General features: G+C 33.5%; 22 protein-coding genes, 1 tRNA gene and 1 pseudogene. 17 read left to right on the plus strand and 7 right to left on the minus strand.

All coding sequences use genetic code 11. The annotated features are described in order from the left end of the window. From HRU50_RS05730 to HRU50_RS05760, 7 genes and pseudogenes are all read left to right on the plus strand, one after another. Positions 1-300 (plus strand): annotated as a pseudogene (locus tag HRU50_RS05730) (hydrogenase formation protein HypD); the annotation flags it as partial. A 112-nt stretch (positions 301-412) separates the two neighbouring features. Next, positions 413-1,495 carry a hydrogenase expression/formation protein HypE gene (gene hypE / locus HRU50_RS05735; protein WP_296349106.1) on the plus strand — a complete coding sequence of 361 codons (1,083 nt, stop codon included), beginning with the start codon at positions 413-415 and terminating at the stop codon, positions 1,493-1,495. A 3-nt stretch (positions 1,496-1,498) separates the two neighbouring features. Continuing rightward, the gene (locus HRU50_RS05740) at positions 1,499-2,593 is read left to right on the plus strand and encodes a hypothetical protein (protein ID WP_296349108.1); all 1,095 of its coding nucleotides are present in this window, start codon (positions 1,499-1,501) and stop codon (positions 2,591-2,593) included. A 149-nt stretch (positions 2,594-2,742) separates the two neighbouring features. Continuing rightward, positions 2,743-4,218: an erythromycin esterase family protein gene (locus HRU50_RS05745; protein ID WP_296349109.1), complete on the plus strand. Its 1,476-nt coding sequence runs from the start codon at positions 2,743-2,745 to the stop codon at positions 4,216-4,218. Positions 4,219-4,225: 7 nt separating this feature from the next. Further along, positions 4,226-5,050 carry a CPBP family intramembrane glutamic endopeptidase gene (locus HRU50_RS05750; RefSeq protein WP_296349111.1) on the plus strand — a complete coding sequence of 275 codons (825 nt, stop codon included), beginning with the start codon at positions 4,226-4,228 and terminating at the stop codon, positions 5,048-5,050. Between the two features lie 7 nt (positions 5,051-5,057). After that, the gene (locus HRU50_RS05755; protein ID WP_296349112.1) at positions 5,058-6,023 is read left to right on the plus strand and encodes a histidine kinase; all 966 of its coding nucleotides are present in this window, start codon (positions 5,058-5,060) and stop codon (positions 6,021-6,023) included. After that, positions 6,020-6,727, plus strand: a complete 708-nt coding sequence (locus HRU50_RS05760) for a LytTR family DNA-binding domain-containing protein (protein WP_296349114.1) — start codon at positions 6,020-6,022, stop codon at positions 6,725-6,727. The genes HRU50_RS05755 and HRU50_RS05760 overlap by 4 nt, the downstream gene beginning before the upstream one ends. Positions 6,728-6,814: 87 nt before the next feature. Here HRU50_RS05760 and HRU50_RS05765 read toward each other — a convergent pair whose 3' ends face one another. Together HRU50_RS05765 and ssb are read right to left on the minus strand one after the other, a co-directional pair. After that, a complete protein-coding gene (locus HRU50_RS05765) occupies positions 6,815-7,501 on the minus strand; it encodes a sulfite exporter TauE/SafE family protein (protein WP_296349115.1) in 687 nt (228 codons plus the stop codon). 151 nt (positions 7,502-7,652) lie between these two features. Then, positions 7,653-7,985 carry a single-stranded DNA-binding protein gene (gene ssb, locus HRU50_RS05770; RefSeq protein ID WP_296349117.1) on the minus strand — a complete coding sequence of 111 codons (333 nt, stop codon included), beginning with the start codon at positions 7,983-7,985 and terminating at the stop codon, positions 7,653-7,655. A gap of 245 nt (positions 7,986-8,230) precedes the next feature. Here ssb and HRU50_RS05775 point away from each other — a divergent pair, with 245 nt between their 5' ends. Further along, positions 8,231-8,581: a hypothetical protein gene (locus tag HRU50_RS05775; protein WP_296349119.1), complete on the plus strand. Its 351-nt coding sequence runs from the start codon at positions 8,231-8,233 to the stop codon at positions 8,579-8,581. 3 nt (positions 8,582-8,584) lie between these two features. On the opposite strand, the gene HRU50_RS05780 is transcribed toward HRU50_RS05775, so the two are convergent. Then, complete coding sequence (locus HRU50_RS05780) at positions 8,585-9,073, minus strand: CBS domain-containing protein (RefSeq protein WP_296349120.1); 489 nt, start codon at positions 9,071-9,073, stop codon at positions 8,585-8,587. 111 nt (positions 9,074-9,184) lie between these two features. On the opposite strand from HRU50_RS05780, the gene HRU50_RS05785 reads away from it, so the two are divergent. Together HRU50_RS05785 and HRU50_RS05790 are read left to right on the plus strand one after the other, a co-directional pair. Further along, the gene (locus HRU50_RS05785; protein ID WP_296349122.1) at positions 9,185-9,994 is read left to right on the plus strand and encodes an NAD(P)H-binding protein; all 810 of its coding nucleotides are present in this window, start codon (positions 9,185-9,187) and stop codon (positions 9,992-9,994) included. Between the two features lie 71 nt (positions 9,995-10,065). Next, complete coding sequence (locus tag HRU50_RS05790) at positions 10,066-10,785, plus strand: hypothetical protein (RefSeq protein ID WP_296349124.1); 720 nt, start codon at positions 10,066-10,068, stop codon at positions 10,783-10,785. 63 nt (positions 10,786-10,848) lie between these two features. Here HRU50_RS05790 and HRU50_RS05795 read toward each other — a convergent pair whose 3' ends face one another. Next, positions 10,849-11,376 carry a hypothetical protein gene (locus HRU50_RS05795; protein WP_296349126.1) on the minus strand — a complete coding sequence of 176 codons (528 nt, stop codon included), beginning with the start codon at positions 11,374-11,376 and terminating at the stop codon, positions 10,849-10,851. A 164-nt stretch (positions 11,377-11,540) separates the two neighbouring features. On the opposite strand from HRU50_RS05795, the gene HRU50_RS05800 reads away from it, so the two are divergent. Continuing rightward, positions 11,541-12,497 (plus strand): NAD-dependent epimerase/dehydratase family protein, encoded by a 957-nt coding sequence (locus tag HRU50_RS05800; RefSeq protein ID WP_296349128.1) that lies wholly within the window; start codon positions 11,541-11,543, stop codon positions 12,495-12,497. A 15-nt stretch (positions 12,498-12,512) separates the two neighbouring features. On the opposite strand, the gene HRU50_RS05805 is transcribed toward HRU50_RS05800, so the two are convergent. From HRU50_RS05805 to rseP, 3 genes are all read right to left on the minus strand, one after another. Then, positions 12,513-13,094, minus strand: a complete 582-nt coding sequence (locus tag HRU50_RS05805; protein WP_296349130.1) for a CHAP domain-containing protein — start codon at positions 13,092-13,094, stop codon at positions 12,513-12,515. 134 nt (positions 13,095-13,228) lie between these two features. Beyond that, positions 13,229-13,302, minus strand: a tRNA-Asn gene (locus tag HRU50_RS05810). Positions 13,303-13,393: 91 nt separating this feature from the next. Further along, entirely contained in the window at positions 13,394-14,734 is a 1,341-nt protein-coding gene (rseP, locus tag HRU50_RS05815; protein WP_296349132.1) for an RIP metalloprotease RseP, read from the minus strand. A gap of 193 nt (positions 14,735-14,927) precedes the next feature. Here rseP and HRU50_RS05820 point away from each other — a divergent pair, with 193 nt between their 5' ends. The 6 genes from HRU50_RS05820 (at position 14,928) to HRU50_RS05845 (ending at position 18,857) form a co-directional block, all read left to right on the plus strand. Continuing rightward, a complete protein-coding gene (locus HRU50_RS05820; RefSeq protein WP_296349137.1) occupies positions 14,928-15,602 on the plus strand; it encodes an SCO family protein in 675 nt (224 codons plus the stop codon). A gap of 155 nt (positions 15,603-15,757) precedes the next feature. Then, positions 15,758-15,994 (plus strand): FeoA family protein, encoded by a 237-nt coding sequence (locus HRU50_RS05825; protein WP_296349139.1) that lies wholly within the window; start codon positions 15,758-15,760, stop codon positions 15,992-15,994. Beyond that, a complete protein-coding gene (gene feoB / locus HRU50_RS05830; protein WP_296349141.1) occupies positions 15,987-18,092 on the plus strand; it encodes a ferrous iron transport protein B in 2,106 nt (701 codons plus the stop codon). Before HRU50_RS05825 ends, feoB begins: the two co-directional genes overlap by 8 nt. Before the next feature lies 1 nt (position 18,093). After that, positions 18,094-18,255 (plus strand): hypothetical protein, encoded by a 162-nt coding sequence (locus HRU50_RS05835; RefSeq protein WP_296349143.1) that lies wholly within the window; start codon positions 18,094-18,096, stop codon positions 18,253-18,255. Continuing rightward, entirely contained in the window at positions 18,252-18,389 is a 138-nt protein-coding gene (locus tag HRU50_RS05840; protein WP_296349145.1) for a FeoB-associated Cys-rich membrane protein, read from the plus strand. The genes HRU50_RS05835 and HRU50_RS05840 overlap by 4 nt, the downstream gene beginning before the upstream one ends. Positions 18,390-18,458: 69 nt before the next feature. After that, on the plus strand, positions 18,459-18,857 hold the full coding sequence (locus tag HRU50_RS05845) for a hypothetical protein (protein ID WP_296349147.1): 399 nt from the start codon (positions 18,459-18,461) through the stop codon (positions 18,855-18,857). Positions 18,858-18,898: the final 41 nt, after the last annotated feature.

The raw sequence follows: 18,898 nt of genomic DNA on the forward strand, positions 1-18,898 counted from the left end.
GTCTTTGAAATCAAGGACCAGATGTGGCGTGGTATTGGTGAGATTCCGCAAAGTGGTTATGGCGTAAAAGCCAAGTATGCACAGTTTGATGCTAATGCAAAATTTGCCATCAACATTGAGGAAGCACCAGAACATCCTGAGTGTATTTCTGGCCAGATTATGAAAGGCATAAAAAAACCATTTGAGTGCCCACAATTTGGTAAAAAATGCAAGCCATCATTTCCATTAGGCGCACCTATGGTAAGTAGCGAAGGCGCCTGTGCAGCCTACTATCATTTCTCAGGATTGGTAGAGGCATAATTTGTGCGTTCCCACACCAGTCGGTGTAGTCGGGCTTTCACTACTCGCTTTTAGACTAAAAAGTCTAATTAGCTCAAACAAACCGTTCAATCCCTAACGCAGAACAACAACAATGACAGTAAAGAACCAAGATATAATGAAACCTAAAAACCTTAAAATGCAACTTAACTGTCCGATGCCTAAATTAGACTTTGACGTTATTACTTTAGGACACGGAAGCGGTGGTTCACTCACTAACAAACTATTGGATAGTGGTGTGTTCGACATTTTAAGCAATCCCATACTTAACGAAAGACACGATGGTGCCTTTCTTGAACTTAACGGAAAAACCGCATTTTCAACTGATAGTTTTTTGGTCTCACCTATCTTTTTCCCAGGTGGAAATATTGGCGAATTAGCCGTCAATGGTACTGTGAATGATTTAGCAATGTGCGGTGCAATTCCTAAGTATCTTTCATTAAGTTTCATCATAGAAGAAGGACTTAAAATGACCGAATTCTGGGAAGTTTTAGTAAGTATAAAACACGCCTGTGAGCAAGCAGGTGTGCAAGTCGTTACTGGCGATACTAAAGTGGTAGAAAAAGGCAAAGGCGATAAAATATTTATCAATACCTCTGGCGTGGGAACTGTGCATCCTAAAGCTAATATTGGTGTCAATAACATCAAAGCAGGCGATAAAATCATCGTTAGCGGAAACATCGCCAGCCACGGTATGGCTATTATGTCAGTGCGTGAAGGTTTAGAATTTGAATCGCAAATAGAAAGCGATACCAATAACCTCAACCATAGCATTATTAACCTGATAGAAAACTTTGGTTCGGCTATTCACTTATTAACCGACCCTACGCGTGGTGGTGTAGCTACGGTTCTCAAGGAAATGGCGATTTCGGCCAACTTAGGCATCGATATTTTTCACAAAGATTTACCTATTGATGAACAAGTGGCAAGCGCTTGTGAGCTATTAGGCTTAGATCCATTATACGTAGCTAACGAAGGCCTATTCTTGGCGGTTGTAGCCGAAGAACAAGCAGATGCTATCCTCACCGAATTACAAAAAGATACGAATGGTACCAATGCTAAAATCATAGGAACCGTAGTAGAAGACCATCCTAAACAAGTGATTATGGAAAGTGGTATTGGTGGTAAGCGTGTGATTAGTATGCTACCAGGTGAACAGTTACCAAGAATCTGCTAGTATATGGACTTCACTACATTAGGAAATAAAATTTCAGAACCTTATGTATTTAAAGGCTCTCAACGTAATCCGTTCTTAGCGCCACGTGGTGTGTTTGTGGCAAAGGATATGCTCTTTGTCTCTGACACAGGACGTAATCGTGTATTCATCTGGCATCAAATTCCTAACGATACACATCAAGAACCAGATGTTATTTTAGGTCAAGAAACCATTGATGATACAGGTAGAAATGCTAAAACTAATGTTTCACCAAGTACGTTGCAATATCCTTCTGGTGTGTGGTCTGATGGCTACAAACTCATCATAGCCGATGCGTGGAATCATCGCGTACTCATTTGGCATACAATGCCTACCTCAAACGCACAACCTGCGGATGTGGTTTTAGGACAGCCAGATTTTGAATCAAATCAACCTAATGTACACGGTCAGTCGGCAGACCCAGATGCTAATACACTCAATTGGCCGTATGGCGTATATTCAGATGGTACACATCTCTGGATTGCTGATACTGGTAACAGACGTGTACTCTTCTATAATAAGATTCCTGATTCCGCTTTCGCGAAAGCGGACAAAGTGATAGGTAAACCTAATTTCACCACACGCGATTATGAACATACCGATCCTATCTGGCCATATTCCATAAAAATAAATGACAAGGGAAACCTCGTCATAGCAGACACCCAATTTTACCGAACGCTTATCTGGAAAAATAAAGATGACGCTTTCACTAAAAAGGCAGACATCATCATTGGGCAAGACAGTTTTGAGGCCAGCGGACAAAACCAATTTAGATTAGCACCCGAAGCCAATACAATGAATTGGACGTACGATGCCTGTTTTTATAAAGATGGTATTTTGGTAAATGACACAGGTAATAGTAGGGTTTTGGGTTTTGACAAACTACCTTTAAAAAACAACGCACCAGCTGACTGGCTCATTGGCCGACCAGATTTTAATACCAGTAGTGAATTTAGCGGCAACCTCACAGGTACTCAAAGTGCTATTTACTGGCCGTTTTCCATTACTACGTTTAAAGACCAACTTTTTTTAGCAGATACGGGTAATCATCGATTGGTGATTGGGAAATTTTTAGATTAATACACGACAAAGGTTGGTTTTTGCAGTATCAACTCACATAAAAAGTTCTCTATTTCACACGATTTACTTCGCAACTCATCATATTAATTTAATAGAGTTCTATTTCATTCAGAAGTTTGTAGTATCAAATAATTGTAAACTTTTGAAAAATGAAAAAAATAATATCGGCTTTTATGATTCTGGTATTTTCCCTGTCAATAACTGCACAAGAGCATACTTCAGAAACCGTAAAAGACAAAGAAAAAACAGAAGCCTCATTTTTCTGGGGATTGTTTAAATCGAAAAGGTATCCTAAAGACAAAACTGTCGTTTTTGATTTTGAAGTAAGTAAAACAAGTGAGGAACTTAATTCAACGAAGGAAAACGAATATAAAGAAAAAAGTATTCTTGGTGGCGCAATAAAATGGACTAAAAAGAAACCTAAAAAAGAGGTTATGTCTATTGACCCTAAAGCTATCCAGGAGATAGATACCACAATAGCACTTAAAGAACGCTTTGGATTTATTGCCAATGAAATTGGAGATTCGCGCATTGTGGCCTTAGGAGAACAGACGCATACACCAGATATTTCCTTTAAAGTAAGAGCCGATTTGATTGAATACTTGATAGAATATCACGATTTTGATCTCATCCTTTTTGAGTCAGGGCTTTTTGATATTCAATTAGCGACAGAAAATATGCAAAAATCAAATTCCATTCAAGATTTACAGAATGGGTTATATGGATTTTGGGGACAAATACCACAACATAAGCGTCTGTTTGAATACTTTCAAAGCAAGTTAGACAGTAAAGAAGGTATTGCTTTTGCAGGTTTTGACCATAAGGTGACTTCAAAACTGGTAGGCACCACAGACATCTATTCCAAGACTTTAAGTGCCTTATTACTTGACATTGATATCGATCCTAATTCGACAGAATATAAAGAGTATATCGCAACTTGGCAAGCCATTGAAGAAAATAGAAAAAAAGGTGGCCTTAGTCAATTGGTGTTCCCAATGACCGAAACTGAGAAAAACCACTTTGCCAAATTGAGTGCTTATTTTCAACAAAAAGTGCTGGCAACTAACAACAAACTGTGGCAACATATTATCCGCGGTTATGACGAAGGCGTGATACTGTACAGCGATTTTTCTATGGAAAAAGCACAATCTGACCCAAGTTATATCTTAAAAATCAATAACAACAGAGATCGCTTGATGGCAGACAATCTGAAATTTTTATTAGGTGAGGTCTATAAGGACAAGAAAATCATTTTGATTGGTGCTACGTATCACTTTTCGAAAAACGTAGATAAGGTAACCCCTAACAATATTATGGGTGTTGATTTTTCTAAATCCTATACTGCTGGCGAATTAATTAGTACAGAATATGACGAAAAAATATTCACTATTGGGTTTACTGCCCCAGCGAGCTACACTTGTAACAATGATGTTTACAAAGGATCATTGGCGTGTTTACAAAAAAATAAAGGCTATGACATAGCCTATCATCCTTTGCACCAATGGAATCTTGAAGAAGAAGATGAATCCAAACAGCAAATATTGAGATTATTTGTACCTCAAATGGCTACGAAGCATCCAAACTGGAATGAGGTTTTGGATGCAGTTGTATTAATAAATAAATAGAATTAAAATGGAAAATAAATTTTTAAATCGAGTAAAACAAGGCACCAACAAATGGTGGCAATATATAGTAACATTAATTGCAATACTTATAAGTTTTGTTATTGCAAATAAAGGAATAAGCTTAATTCAACCCCATTACAAAATCTTATTTCCTGATAACGATTTTGGAAAAAATTTAGGTCTTTCAATACTTATAACTGTAATTTTTGGTGTTGGGTTGATTACATTTATAATAGCATCAAAAAAGTTACACAAGCGTCCTTTTTTATCTTACATTAACCTAAATACTAAGTTTAATTGGACATCTTATTTCTTCGGTTTTTTAATATGGGGCGTTTTACTATTTGCGAGTGGGTTAATTATTGATTACGATCAGTTTCAGAATTTTTTAAATCAATTTGACCTTAGTCATTTCATCATTCTATTTCTGGTTGGTTTTATTTCTATTGGTATCCAATCGTTTTTTGAAGAAGTTATTTTTAGAGGGTACTTTTTACAAGGAATGAGTTTAAGATTAAAGAATATTACGATTTTAATCATTGTAAATTCTTTGCTCTTTGCTTTGTTACATTTTGGTTATGGTATTAGCAGTTTTATAAGTTCGTTTACTTTTGCAGTTGCCTTTGCTTTAATTACAATAAAACAACAACGCATAGAGTTTGTGTCTGGTGCTCATAATGCAAATAACCTCATATTATCTTTGTTTTTTATTGATTTAAATGAAGCTTTAAATGAAGAATTTAGTTGGTCATTAGATTGGGTAGATTTAGGCACTCATTTTATTATTATTGCTATATTTATTGCTATTGCCTTTAAACTATTTAAAAAATAAATTTCTAATGAAGAGAATCTTATACCACATCTTATTTTGGTTCGGTTTTACTTTACTGTTTGCATATCAAAATTTTAATGCACCGTTAGAAGATTATTTAACTTGGTTTTGGATTCTCTTTATTTCTGCTACAACAGTATATATCAATTTATACTATCTGTTACCCAAGTATTTCTTTAAGAAGAAGTACATTCTTTATTTTTCTTTACTATTAGTTTTAATAGTGGCCTTTGCACCACTCATAAAATTAGGCACTAAGACGGCAAATAAATTTCTTGAATACAATTTTTTTCAAGAAATAGTGAATCTTTTTTTCTTTGTGGTAATTACAAGTTCTCTTAAATTTTATCGTGAATTTCAAAGAAAGCAAGCACGCCTCATTAAAGTTGAAAATGAACAACTTAAAACAGAATTAAGACTACTTAAAGCACAAGTAAATCCACATTTTTTATTCAATACACTAAGTAACCTTTATGGTTTAATCATTCAAAATAAAAACCAACAAGCGAGTGAAGTGACATTAAAACTATCTGATTTAATGCGTTACTTATTAGATAGTAGCAAATCTGAAAGTGTAAAATTATCAGAGGAAATTCAGTTTATAGAAGATTATTTAGCACTCGAAAAGATTCGTTTATCTCAAAATGCAAATATCAAACTCACTGTTTCGGGAATAGATTCTCAAGTACATATTGCACCTTTGCTTTTCATTCCTTTTGTTGAAAACGCATTTAAACATGGTTTACAAAGTCTGAGAAAAAATTGTTATGCACATTTTACCATTGCCAAACAAGGCAATGAGTTATTTTTTGAAGCCGAAAACTCTTTAGGAGAACACCTAAACCAAGTACCAAGCGGAACAGGATTAGACAATATTAAAAAGCGTTTGGAGCTTATTTATCCTGAAAAACATTTGTTAGAAATTGAAGAAACAGACACTTTTTACAAAGCATTACTACAAATAACGCTATGAAAACAAAATGCCTTATAGTTGATGACGAGCCTATTGCTCAGCAAATATTAGAACAACATATTGAAAAGGTTGAAACTTTAACCCTCATCGGCAAATGTAGTAATGCCATAGAAGCAATGAATGTGTTGCATCAAAATGAGGTAGATTTAATGTTCTTAGATATTAAAATGCCTTCTATGACGGGATTAGAGTTGCTAAAATCACTTCAAAAACCACCAAAAGTTATATTAACCACAGCATTTTCAGAATTTGGAGTTGAAAGTTATGAATATGGTGTAACCGATTACTTATTAAAACCCATTTCCTTAGAGCGTTTCCTAAAAGCCGTGAATAAAGTTTTAATGCTTAAAGGAGAAAATGAGCAATTACAAAAAGAAGCTACACAAGAGAATGACTTTATCTTCTTTAAAGCTGATAAAAAGATTCATAAGTACTTCTTTAAAGATATTTTGTTTATTGAAGGTAGTGGTAATTATGTGAAAATACTTTCGAAAGGAAAGCGACCATTATTGGTATTAGATAAGTTAAGCGAACTTTTAGATAAATTACCAACCAAACAATTTTGCAGAGTTCATAAGAGCTACATCGTTAATATGCAAAAAATCACCCAAGTGCAAGGCAATAGAATTTTGTTTAAAGATAATATTGTACCTATATCGGCTACCTACAAACAAGATTTTGAAAACCATTTAATGAATCCTTAAATAATAACTGAAGCATACCTTGCTTTAAACTTTAAAGACCAACTCTTCCTCGCAGATACTGGAAATCATCGATTGGTGATGAGTAACTTAAAGAGTCAAAAACATCCAATAAACACCAATAATTAAAGCAAAAAAGCCACCGGCAACGCGTATGGTATTTAAGAGAGCTTTATTATTACTTGACGTTTTAGTTACCAATCCTAAAATATGTGTGTAAAGGGTCATTGCCATTAGGGTTCCAATAGCAAAACCACCAATGTATTGTACACTTTCAAATCGTGTTTCAAAACCTAAAGCAGGAAGCAGCAAGAGAAAATGTGCTACACCAGCTAATCCGTGTAAAACGCCTATGCTAAATGAAGATTTTTTTTCATTATTACCATAATTAGACTTGTGTTTTGTATCACTGTGAATATGGTTGTGGGTATGCACATAGACTTCACCATCTGAGTGAATGTGAGGTCGAGAATGTATTTTTTCTTTAAAGAATAATTTGTAAAGAGACCACAACCCAATACCTATTAATACCACGGCAACCAATTGTTCACTATAGCCAGAAATAGCTTCAACTGGAATAATATCTTTGAACATAAAGAATAGTAATCCAATAATTAGCATGCCCAATAAATGTCCTGCACCCCAAAAAAATCCGATGCGCCAAACTTTAAATTTAGATTCTATTGCTATAGGCGTAACTGCAGCTAAATGATCAGGACCAGATAACACATGTAATATAGATGCAATAATTCCTGCAATTAAAGGAAATGATAACATTGGATTATTTTTTTAATCAATTTAAGATAATTAAATTAAATTAAAACATAGTATCGGTTAAGATGCCAATTCAACGATAAATTAATACATAAAAAGGCAAAAGAATCCAGAAGATTCCTTTGCCTTAATAGTTTTAGTATAAAATTAAATACTATTTGCTCAGCATCAATAATTCGCTACAAACAATTTCTGTTATATATCGTTTAAAACCGTCTTTATCTTCCCATGAGCGAGTGGTTAGTTTACCTTCTATGGCTACTTCTTTTCCTTTGTCTAGAAACTTCTCAGCAATCATTGCAGTTTTTCCCCAAGCAACGATATTGTGCCATTGTGTATCTACAACTTTTTCACCATTCGCATTTTTATAACTCTCATTAGTTGCAAGAGAAAATTTCGCAAGTGTTTTACCCGATTCTAGATTAATAATTTCTGGATCATTACCTAGGTTACCAATCAACTGTACTTTGTTTTTAAGTGCGTTCATAATTTCTAATTTTAATTGTTAAACAGTTAATACTTTTATCCTGAACTCGTTTCAGGAACTTTTTAAATAATATCGAATTTTAGAACATTTAGACTATGCCCAATGAGACTAACAATCCTACACCGCAAAGCTATATTGACCTCCAAACTTTAGTCGGTTATTACCTATTTAAATTCGTTTGTAAATGTTTGTAGTCGTTTGAAAATGAATAATTATTCATATATTTATCTCAAATAGAACACTTTATGGAAAGAGCTTGCCTTGAATGTGGTGCTAAAATTGTTGGTAGAATTGACAAGAAATTTTGCAGTGATGCTTGTAGAAACGCATACAACAATCGTATTAATAAGGATTCTAAGAACCTTATAAGGAACACCAATAATCGTCTCAGAAGAAACTATAGAATATTAGAAACACTTAACCCAAACAAAAAATCAAAGTGCTCTAGAGCGAAGCTTATAGAAAGGGGATTTGACTTTAATTATTTCACAAGTATATATACCACAAAAGCTGGCACGATGTACTTTTTTGTGTATGATCAAGGCTATTTACCAATAGATGGTGATTACTACGCATTAGTTAAAAGAGACGACTAATAGCTACCAATTGCCATTTGTTTTGCTATTCCAGTTCTCACCTTTGAGTTGCAATGCTGCTTTCAAAATATCTTTCTGACTAATCTGTCCAATAAGTTTTCCATTTTCTACAATCGGAAACCTTCTTCTCTTAGACTGTAAAAACTTGTTTGCTGCATCAAAAACGTCCATATTTCCATCGATAGTCTCAACATCGGTTGCCATTCGCTTTTCAACATTATCACGATCTAGTGGCATATTATAATAACGGCTTTCGCTCAGTTGTTTTAGACAGTCACCTTCAGATATAACACCTACTAACTCTTGTTTTTCGTTTACTACAGGCCCACCAGATATTCTATATTTAATTAGAGATTCTACAACCTCCTGTACTGATTGGTCTGGTCGAAATGTCACCAAATTCGTCGTCATGTAATCCTTAACCTTAAGTGCTATCGGTTGCGCTGTATGAGCTTGCTGCTTACGCGACCCTTGAAAACTCTTTATCCCCATAATTTTTGTTTTTAGTGTGTCTTCTAAAGTTACTGAAAATTAACCACTTATCAAAACAAGCCTCAAACACCTAAGTTTTAGTATTTTTAAAGCGCATTAAATTCTTCTGTTTTGAAAGGACAAATAAGCATTATTGGTTGTGGATGGTTAGGACTTCCATTGGCGCAATCTCTTATTGAAAAGAATTACAAAATTAAAGGCTCTACAACTTCCGAAAGTAAGCTTAGTGAATTACATAAATCCTCTATTGAAGGTTTTGTGATTACGCTTAATGAAGAAGGTATTAAAGGCAACATTCACGGTTTTCTTAACGAAAGTGATACCATAATTATAAATATTCCACCTGGTTTAAGACGTCATCCTAATAAGAATCATGTTAAAGAAATTGAGCATTTAATGGATGCTATAACCAGACATAAGATTAAAAATATATTATATGTCAGTTCAACTTCAGTTTTTGAGAATGAAGAACATTTCCCAGTTATTAAAAACAACACTAAACCCAATGCAACTTCAAATAGTGCCTTACAATTAATCGTGATTGAAAAAATGCTCAAAGCGAATGGCAATTTTAACACAACAATCTTAAGGTTTGGAGGTTTATTGGATGATTTTAGACATCCTGGCAAATTTCTTTCGGGACGGAAAAACATCTCAGACCCAGATGCACCTATTAATTTAATTCATAAAGAAGATTGCATTGGAATTATTTCTACTATACTTCAACAAAACTATTGGAACATCGCTTTAAACGCATCATACCCTATTCATCCGAACAAATCAGACTATTATATCTCATACTCCAAAAGGCATGGTTTAGACCTACCAGAATTCAATCTTAGTAAAAAAAATAAAGGAAAAATTATAGATAGTTCAGAATTGGTACAACTATTGAAGTATCGCTTTAAACAGGCACCATAGAAATTAATAGTTTTTTAAGTTCTATTACTATTAATTTTTATAGATTTAGCCCTCAAATAAATGAACACACAATGAAACAGATTAAAATTGTGGCATTAACCATCGGAATGATATTCTGCGCTGCAGGTGTTTTTGCCCAAACTAATGACGATTTAAAAGCACACTACGAAGCTTATTACAAACAAATGAAAAAACAAGGTGATGTACAAGGCATTATTAATGCTATGACACACCTTAACTTATTAGAGCCAAATATTGCTAGACAAGATACACTTGCTTATCTATATTTATCTGAAGGTAAATACATGCAAGCTCTTAATACCATTGGTTACGAAAAGAATGAAACCGACTCAGATATGAATGTTGAAGTAAAAGCTTTAGCATTAAAAAATCTTAATCAACCAAAATTAGCCATTGAGCATTATGAAGTGCTTTTTAAGCGCAACCCAAATGTATATTTAGCTTACGAAATGGCTGATATCAAACTTCAAATTAATGATCTTGCTGGAGCTAAGGAAAGTATAGCATATGGTCTTGCAAATGTAAAAGATGACATGAAGCGTGCTTACTACGAAACACAGCAACCATACGAAACATCTATGAAAGCAGCTTTAACTTATTTAAAAGGTTTATTAGCTTTTGCAGAAGATAAAACGGCTAATATTGATACCGCAGTTAAATTAATGAACGATGCCTTAGGAATAGATCCTAATTTTAATTTAGCTAAGGTAAGTAGACAAGCTTTAGAAAACCAAAAAGCACAACAAGCTGCTACAGCACCTAAAAATTAATAGAAGGTATTATAAATAATGAAAAATGCGACCGAATGGTCGCATTTTTTTGTTCTAAAACATCTAGTATTCAGACTTTATCTTGTCATACTTATCTCTTTCAAGTTTCTTATTTATTTGATAATTTAAATTTGAAAACGCAATCAAAACTTCCTTCACCCCTTCTAATTTCATTGACTCTTCGATATTGTCTAGTGTCAAATTCTCGTTAAGTCTTAAAACGGTTGTTTGAACAATCGCCACTCTAGAAATAATAGGGTTCTGATTTAACTTCTCTGGAAGTTCATCAACAAACTTGTTTATAAATTCCTTCAACATCTCTTTCTCACCTATAAAAAAAGATAAATCTGCTTTTCTTAGATAGCCTATCTGTATGGATAGCTCTTGATACTTTTCCCAATTTTCAACTGCCTTTTCACCATCTATACTCAACACATAATCATTGAATTTAAATTGTTCAATAGCTTTAGCCGTAATAAGTGGTTGCTGTTGTTCCTTTTTGTCGGTTTCATCAACATCTTTGGGTGTATCTCCACCACAACTTATCAAACCAATTAAAAGTATATTAAGTAATACTAAACGTAACTCCACAGGTATATAATTAAGTTGTAAATATACTTAAACTATAATTTTTATTCAATCGTATATGTTAACCAACACAATTATCATTTTCGTAGATAAATCGTATTAATTATGAATAATTTAATTTCTACAGACCTATTTTATTCATATTTTTGAGGATATTTCAATACAAGATGTCTTCAAGAATACTCATTATAGGCGCCTGCGGGCAAATTGGCACAGAACTAACTACAAGATTAAGAGAAATTTATGGTGCTGAAAATGTTATTGCGAGTGACATTAATACCCGAAACTTAGAGCTTGTTAATTCTGGACCTTTTGAGATTATTGATGCAAAGAATTTCAATGCGATTAAAGATTGTTGTAAAAATTACAATATTGATACGGTTTATTTAATGGCTGCGCTGTTAAGTGCTACTGGTGAAAAATATCCGATGGAAGCTTGGGATTTAAATATGAATTCGCTCTTTCATGTGCTAAACTTAGCTAAAGGTAGCACAATTAAAAAAGTATATTGGCCAAGTAGTATTGCCGTGTTTGGACCAACTACTCCTAGAGAAAACACACCTCAACATACCATTTGTGAGCCAACAACAGTATATGGTATTACCAAACAAGTAGGTGAACGCTGGTGTGAGTATTACCATGAAAAATATGGTGTTGATGTAAGAAGTCTACGTTATCCTGGTATTATTAGTCATAAGGCAATGCCTGGAGGAGGCACCACAGATTATGCTGTTGAGATTTATCATGAAGCTATAAAAACAGGTAAATATGAATGTTTCTTATCGGAACAGACAAGTTTACCTATGATGTTTATGGATGACGCCATTAACGCCACCATCGATTTAATGCGAGCTCCTTCTGAAAATTTATCCATTAGATCATCATATAATCTTTCGGCCATTACTTTCACACCAGAAGATATTGCTAATAGCATAAAGACTGAAATACCAGAATTTGAAATCTCATACCAACCAGATTTTAGACAGGCTATTGCAGATAGTTGGCCTTCTTCAATTGATGATAGTGTTGCAAGAAACGATTGGAACTGGCAACATCGTTATGATTTAAACGCTATGACTAAAGTGATGCTTGAAGAACTTGGTAAAAAATACAGAGATAACTAATCGCTTATTTTAATTTTAAGGACATTTTCTCAACCAACCTAAAATAGCGCTATCATTAATATACCATTTATTAGATTGCTTCTTTAAAGTATAGTTTTCTCTTGTTGTTGTACCTACATTTTGCTGAATGATTTCAATCTCATCATTTGATACTTTTGAAACTATAGCCACGTGACCATAAGGATTAAAAACATTGCCATCAAACACTATTAAATCACCTATCTCAGGTTTTGAAGTACTTTTATTTGTATACTGAGATAAATTACGATCTTTATTCAGCTCGCCATCTTTTAATCCATCCTCAAAAAAGTCTTTAGCGTGACCATAACTATTTGGCATTTTATGATTATAATGCCAATAGTAATAACGCTTTACATATTCTACGCATTGGTACTTTAATCCGAGATTATAGCCATTTTGCATGTTTCTTCCAGATACATTGTCCATATCACCATTGTAATAGACATAAATACCATTTAGACTATCAATCTTTTGTCCTACTTTAAAGTGTTGCGAATTAAAACGTTTATTTCCAGAAGCTATTAATACCGTTGTTACGAAGAATAGAAATACAAAAGCAACTAATAGTTTTTTCATGAAAGTGTAATTGATTTTAATGTATAACAGAAACTGAGAGGAAATTATTATATCAATTAAGATTCTTATTGTAAGAAGAACTAGATAAGATATGAAAAATAAAAAAGCCACTTCTTTCGAAATGGCTTTATTTGCTCCTCTTCTTGGGCTCGAACCAAGGACCCTCTGATTAACAGTCAGATGCTCTAACCAACTGAGCTAAAGAGGAAGGTATTGTTCGCTTTAGCGAGCGCAAATATAAATTATTTTTTATTTTCTACAATATGAAAATTTATTTTTTTGACCTTAATTCAAAAAAATTATTTGGTGACTGCTTTAAAAATATCATTACCATTTGCAAAAAGTACAAGTGCAATTAAAATAAAGAAACCAACCATTTGTGCACGTTCTAAAAATTTCTCACTCGGCTTACGCCCAGAGATCATTTCATATAATAAGAACATAACATGACCACCATCTAATGCAGGTATTGGTAACAAGTTTAAAATTGCTAACATGATAGATAAAAATGCAGTAAGCCTCCAAAAAGCTTCCCAACTCCAAAAATCTGGGAAAATATCATAGATTGCCTTAAAACCTCCTAAACCTTTATATGCTCCTGTCTTAGGATTAAATATTGCCTTTAACTGAGAAAAATAATTAGATATGGTAGACACAAACTTAGTTCCACCAGCAGCAAAACTTTCTCCAAAACCATATTCTCTTTTAGTAATTTCGTAGTAACCTAACTCTACAAATCTAGCACCGTTAATTTGTCTAAATATATTCAGTTTACCTTCGGAATTAATGGTTAGCTCTCTAGTAATCGTTTCGTCACCTCTCAAAATTTCAGCGGGAACTGTTTGTCCTTTTAAATATGCTAACGTTTCCTCAAACAAGTCAAAGTATTCTAATTTCTTTCCATCGAGACCGAGAATAACATCTCCTGCTTTAATATCTACATTTTTATTAGCTGACGAATCAGGAACTGACTCTACTATGAAAGGGTAACGGTATTTAAAAAGGTTTTTACTACCTTCATCAGATAACTGACCTAGGAAGTTTTCAGGTAAATTAATTACCATTTCTTCTCCTGCTCTTTCTACGGTTATCTGCTCTGCTCCAATAATATTCTGACCAATTTCAGAGTCTTTTTCAATCTTTAAATCATTTATGGCTAAAACTCTATCTCCAGTTTTAAAACCAGCTTCTAAGAGTACAGGATTCTCAATCTCATAACCACCTTTTAGACTGTCTATTTTAATATCAGTATCTCCATACACAAACGATGCAAAAACATAAATGATATAAGCCAATATAAAGTTTACTGTAACACCACCTAACATAATGATTAATCGTTGCCAAGCAGGTTTAGAGCGGAATTCCCATGGTTGCGGTGGTTGTGCCATCTGCTCCTTATCCATACTTTCATCAATCATACCGGCGATCTTCACATAACCACCAAGAGGTAACCAACCGATTCCATACACCGTTTCTCCAATTTTCTTCTTAAATAAAGAATATTTCACATCGAAAAACAGGTAGAATTTTTCAACTTTGGTTTTAAATAGTTTGGCTGGTACAAAATGTCCCAATTCGTGCAGTACTATAAGTAACGATAAACTCAGTAAAAATTGGGATATCTTTATTACAAATTCCATGTAGTCATTTTCAAATTTCGATTGACAAAAGTAAGATTTTCAATGAACTTAGGAAACAAAAGCAATTCTTATCGAAAAATTTTTAACAAGGATTTATAATTAAAGGGTTTCACAGCGAATATTTGTGTTAAAAATACATCTAAAAATTACCCTTAATCGTACCTTTGTGAGACGAAAAATTTTGCTTTAAACTATGTCATTTTTATCATTTTTTGCGAGATATAAAAAGTTCGGAATATTTCTTTCAGTACTAAGTATTATTATTATTAGTATAATATATAATATTCTGAATGTCAAAAAGCCTTTACCTATTTATCAACCTGCAATGGTGAGCGAAGAATTAGTTGATAGTTCCATTCAACATCAGATGAAATACCACAAAATTGCCGATTTCAGTTTAACCAATCAGAATGGTGAAATTGTAACTCAGGATACTTATAAAGATAAAATATATGTTGCGGATTTTTTCTTTACAACTTGCCCAACGATTTGTCCAATTATGACAGATCACATGTATCAAATACAAAAGGAAATAATTAATGATGATGACATCATGTTATTATCTCATTCTGTAACACCAAAAATTGATAGTGTCCCGCAATTAAAGAAATACGCTATAAAAAAAGGAGTCATTGATCGCAAATGGAATTTAGTTACTGGTGATAAGAAAGACATCTATAAACTCGCGCGGAAAAGTTATTTAGCTGTAAAAACCGATGGCAATGGCGACGAGTATGACATGATACATACAGAGAACTTTATGCTTATAGATAAAAAGCGGCAAATTAGAGGATTTTATGATGGTACAAATCCAGAAGACATTGAACAACTTCTTGAAGATATTGAAACGTTGAAAGACGAATCTTAAATTCTTACAAAAGCGCTTCATACACTTAATATTTTAGATTATTTTTGCTTCTTTATATTTATTCTAAATAAATGAAGTAAATATTTCGAAAGTGAAATGTGTAGAAATATTATAGTTGAATTTATCCCGAATTCAATTTGGGATCTTCAAAAAACATGACGGATTTGACACTAGCGGACTTAAAAAAAGGACAACAAGGAGTTATTAAAGATGTATCTTCTGCGCATATACCTCTAAAGCTTCTAGAAATGGGATGCTTACCTGGTAATCCTGTTGAGCTAGTGCAAGTTGCTCCTTTTTCTGACCCAATGTATCTCAACATTAATGGATCTCATTTAGCGATACGAAAAGACACTGCTATTCATATTATAATTGATCAAGTAGATGAGTAAGCAAATAAAAGTAGCCTTAATAGGAAATCCTAATACCGGAAAAACATCTGTATTTAATGCCTTGACCGGTTTAAATCAAAAGGTAGGTAACTATCCTGGTATAACTGTAGATAAAAAGCAAGGTGTCTCTAAACTCAACGATGATGTAAAAGCAAACATTATTGACTTACCAGGAACCTATAGCCTTAACGCATCATCACTAGATGAGAATGTGGTTATAGAGTTACTTTTAAATAAGAATGATAAAGATTTTCCTGATGTTGCTATTGTAGTTACCGATGTTGAAAACTTAAAGCGCAACCTTCTACTCTACACACAAATAAAGGATTTAGAAATCCCTACAATTCTGGCCATTAACATGTCAGATAGAATGCAGCGTAAAGGTATTTCATTAGATATCCCGATTTTAGAAAAGGCATTAAAAACAAAAATTGCACTAATAAGCTCAAGAAAAAATACAGGAATTGATGAGTTAAAACAACTTATAACTAATTACGAAAATCTTTCTACCGAACCTTGTCTTGATGCCTCTGTTATAGATAAATCCTATTTTGAAGGTCTCCAAAAAGCATTCCCCAATCAACTCTTGTACAAACTATGGTTAGTGATAACACAGGATGTTAATTTTGGTAAAGTAGATAAAAAAACCATTGATAGTGTTTCAGAATTCAAAACTAAATCTGAAAGTGATCTTAAACGATTACAACAAAAAGAAACCATAAAACGCTATCAGTTTATTAATGAGACACTGAAGAAAGGACAAACTATTGACCCAAATGCTGCAACAGATTTACGCTCTAGATTAGATAGAGTATTAACCCACAAAGTTTGGGGTTATATCATTTTTGCCGCTATACTTTTATTAATGTTTCAAGCGGTTTACGATTGGGCAGCATACCCAACTGATCTTATTGATGCTAGCTTTGCAAGTTTGGCTGATTGGACAAAAGAAAATTTACCCGAAGGTGCTTTTACAAATCTTCTAGCTGAAGGTATTATCGCTGGTATTGGAGGTATTATGGTGTTTATTCCGCCTATTGCTTTCTTGTTCTTGTTTATTGCATTGCTTGAAGAAAGTGGTTATATGAGTCGCGTAGTGTTTTTAATGGATAGAGTGATGCGTCGTTTTGGACTTAGTGGTAAAAGTGTTGTGCCATTAATTTCAGGAAATGCCTGTGCAATCCCTGCAGTAATGGCTGCTCGTAATATTGAAAGTTGGAAAGAACGTCTTATCACCATTTTAGTGACACCTTTTACGACCTGTTCTGCAAGATTACCTGTTTATGTTATCATTATTGCTTTAGTTATTCCCAAAGGTACTTTTGCCGGTATAAGCTATCAAGCACTGACATTAATGTCCTTGTACATCATCGGATTTTTAACCGCTGTTTTTGCGGCATACATATTAAACAAAATCTTAAAAATAAAGAGCAAGTCTTACTTTGTGATTGAGATGCCAAACTACAAATTGCCGTTATTCAAAAATGTAGCCATTACAGTCATTGAAAAAACAAAATCCTTTGTATTTGAAGCCGGTAAAATTATTCTAGCGATTTCGGTTGTCTTATGGTTTTTGGCATCATACGGCGCTGGAGAACAGTTTAATAATGCTGAAGAGATTGTAGCCAAGGAATTTCCAAATCTCTCTGAAACTGATTTAGAAGATAAAATTGCTGCACATAAACTCGAACACAGTTATATTGGTGTTGTTGGAAAAACCATTGAACCCGTAATAAAACCATTAGGTTACGACTGGAAAATAGGCATTGGATTAGTAACCTCTTTTGCAGCAAGAGAGGTATTTGTAGGTACGTTAGCAACAATTTATAGTGTTGGTAGTGCAAGTGACTCCGAAGATGAAGAGACCATTAAAAGTAAGATGGCCGCAGAAGTACATGCTGATGGTAAAAAGGTATTTACATTTGCTTCCGGTATTTCATTACTGTTGTTTTATGCTTTTGCAATGCAATGTATGAGTACTCTGGCTATAGTAAAAAGGGAAACCAATAGTTGGAAATGGCCTATGCTGCAATTAGTAGTTATGAGTGGTTTTGCTTATCTTGTTGCTTTAGTGGCTTTTCAGTTTTTAAACAAATAGAATGACTAAACCAAGAATTATAGGATTGATACTCGTTGCAACAGGCATTATATTAAATAAGTTGTTTGTTGGGAATGATTTTGCGGATTTAATTATGGGCTTCTGTGTTGGTGCTGGTATTGTATTTCTTATTCCTGGTATTATTAAACCAAAAACCAAATGAATTCTATTGTTCAAAATATATTAGTTTTTACAACTCTAGCATTCGCTTTAGCATTTATAGTACGCAAGTTTATTTGGAGACCTAAAAAAGCATCTACAAAGGCCTGTGGCAATGATGGTTGTGGTTGTTCTTAATAACCGTTAACATGCACTTTACTGACAAGTGTCAACTTTTCTCATAAAGATTTTGCTACCTTTGTACAAGTGAGTAAAATTATATCCATAATATTATCAAGCATTATTCTTGCTCAAAGTCTTCAAATTAGTGTTAAGGACTTTTTACAGATTGATGAACTCATTGAACATGCAAATTTCCATAAACAAGAATATGGGGATAATTTCTTGGTATTCCTTTCTAAACACTACGGCGAATTGAAACTAGAACATACACATGATAATGATAATGAGAAAAATGAGCACGAAAAATTACCTTTTCAATGCCATGGTTATAGCGCTGTAACTTTCGTTTTTTTACAAATTAAAACTCATAACTTTCATCTAGATATAGACTTTAAAACAAGCTTCGAAAGTAATTTTTTCTACCTTAACTTATACACTTCTTTAAGTCATAAAAGAGACTTACAACCACCTAAACAAGCATAATTCTTTTTTAAAATACATCCTGTACTAACTGATTTAAAACA

The organism is Winogradskyella sp., from assembly GCF_013213835.1.
In the GTDB taxonomy this organism is placed as follows: domain Bacteria; phylum Bacteroidota; class Bacteroidia; order Flavobacteriales; family Flavobacteriaceae; genus Winogradskyella.

What these genes read in the sequence shown, in the direction of transcription:
- hypE (WP_296349106.1), top strand. Translation starts at nt 413, where the DNA reads ATGACAGTAAAGAACCAAGATATAATGAAACCTAAAAACCTTAAAATG.
- HRU50_RS05740 (WP_296349108.1), top strand. Translation starts at nt 1,499, where the DNA reads ATGGACTTCACTACATTAGGAAATAAAATTTCAGAACCTTATGTATTT.
- HRU50_RS05745 (WP_296349109.1), top strand. Translation starts at nt 2,743, where the DNA reads ATGAAAAAAATAATATCGGCTTTTATGATTCTGGTATTTTCCCTGTCA.
- HRU50_RS05750 (WP_296349111.1), top strand. Translation starts at nt 4,226, where the DNA reads ATGGAAAATAAATTTTTAAATCGAGTAAAACAAGGCACCAACAAATGG.
- HRU50_RS05755 (WP_296349112.1), top strand. Translation starts at nt 5,058, where the DNA reads ATGAAGAGAATCTTATACCACATCTTATTTTGGTTCGGTTTTACTTTA.
- HRU50_RS05760 (WP_296349114.1), top strand. Translation starts at nt 6,020, where the DNA reads ATGAAAACAAAATGCCTTATAGTTGATGACGAGCCTATTGCTCAGCAA.
- HRU50_RS05765 (WP_296349115.1), bottom strand. Translation starts at nt 7,501, where the DNA reads ATGTTATCATTTCCTTTAATTGCAGGAATTATTGCATCTATATTACAT.
- ssb (WP_296349117.1), bottom strand. Translation starts at nt 7,985, where the DNA reads ATGAACGCACTTAAAAACAAAGTACAGTTGATTGGTAACCTAGGTAAT.
- HRU50_RS05775 (WP_296349119.1), top strand. Translation starts at nt 8,231, where the DNA reads ATGGAAAGAGCTTGCCTTGAATGTGGTGCTAAAATTGTTGGTAGAATT.
- HRU50_RS05780 (WP_296349120.1), bottom strand. Translation starts at nt 9,073, where the DNA reads ATGGGGATAAAGAGTTTTCAAGGGTCGCGTAAGCAGCAAGCTCATACA.
- HRU50_RS05790 (WP_296349124.1), top strand. Translation starts at nt 10,066, where the DNA reads ATGAAACAGATTAAAATTGTGGCATTAACCATCGGAATGATATTCTGC.
- HRU50_RS05800 (WP_296349128.1), top strand. Translation starts at nt 11,541, where the DNA reads ATGTCTTCAAGAATACTCATTATAGGCGCCTGCGGGCAAATTGGCACA.
- HRU50_RS05805 (WP_296349130.1), bottom strand. Translation starts at nt 13,094, where the DNA reads ATGAAAAAACTATTAGTTGCTTTTGTATTTCTATTCTTCGTAACAACG.
- rseP (WP_296349132.1), bottom strand. Translation starts at nt 14,734, where the DNA reads ATGGAATTTGTAATAAAGATATCCCAATTTTTACTGAGTTTATCGTTA.
- HRU50_RS05820 (WP_296349137.1), top strand. Translation starts at nt 14,928, where the DNA reads ATGTCATTTTTATCATTTTTTGCGAGATATAAAAAGTTCGGAATATTT.
- HRU50_RS05825 (WP_296349139.1), top strand. Translation starts at nt 15,758, where the DNA reads ATGACGGATTTGACACTAGCGGACTTAAAAAAAGGACAACAAGGAGTT.
- feoB (WP_296349141.1), top strand. Translation starts at nt 15,987, where the DNA reads ATGAGTAAGCAAATAAAAGTAGCCTTAATAGGAAATCCTAATACCGGA.
- HRU50_RS05835 (WP_296349143.1), top strand. Translation starts at nt 18,094, where the DNA reads ATGACTAAACCAAGAATTATAGGATTGATACTCGTTGCAACAGGCATT.
- HRU50_RS05840 (WP_296349145.1), top strand. Translation starts at nt 18,252, where the DNA reads ATGAATTCTATTGTTCAAAATATATTAGTTTTTACAACTCTAGCATTC.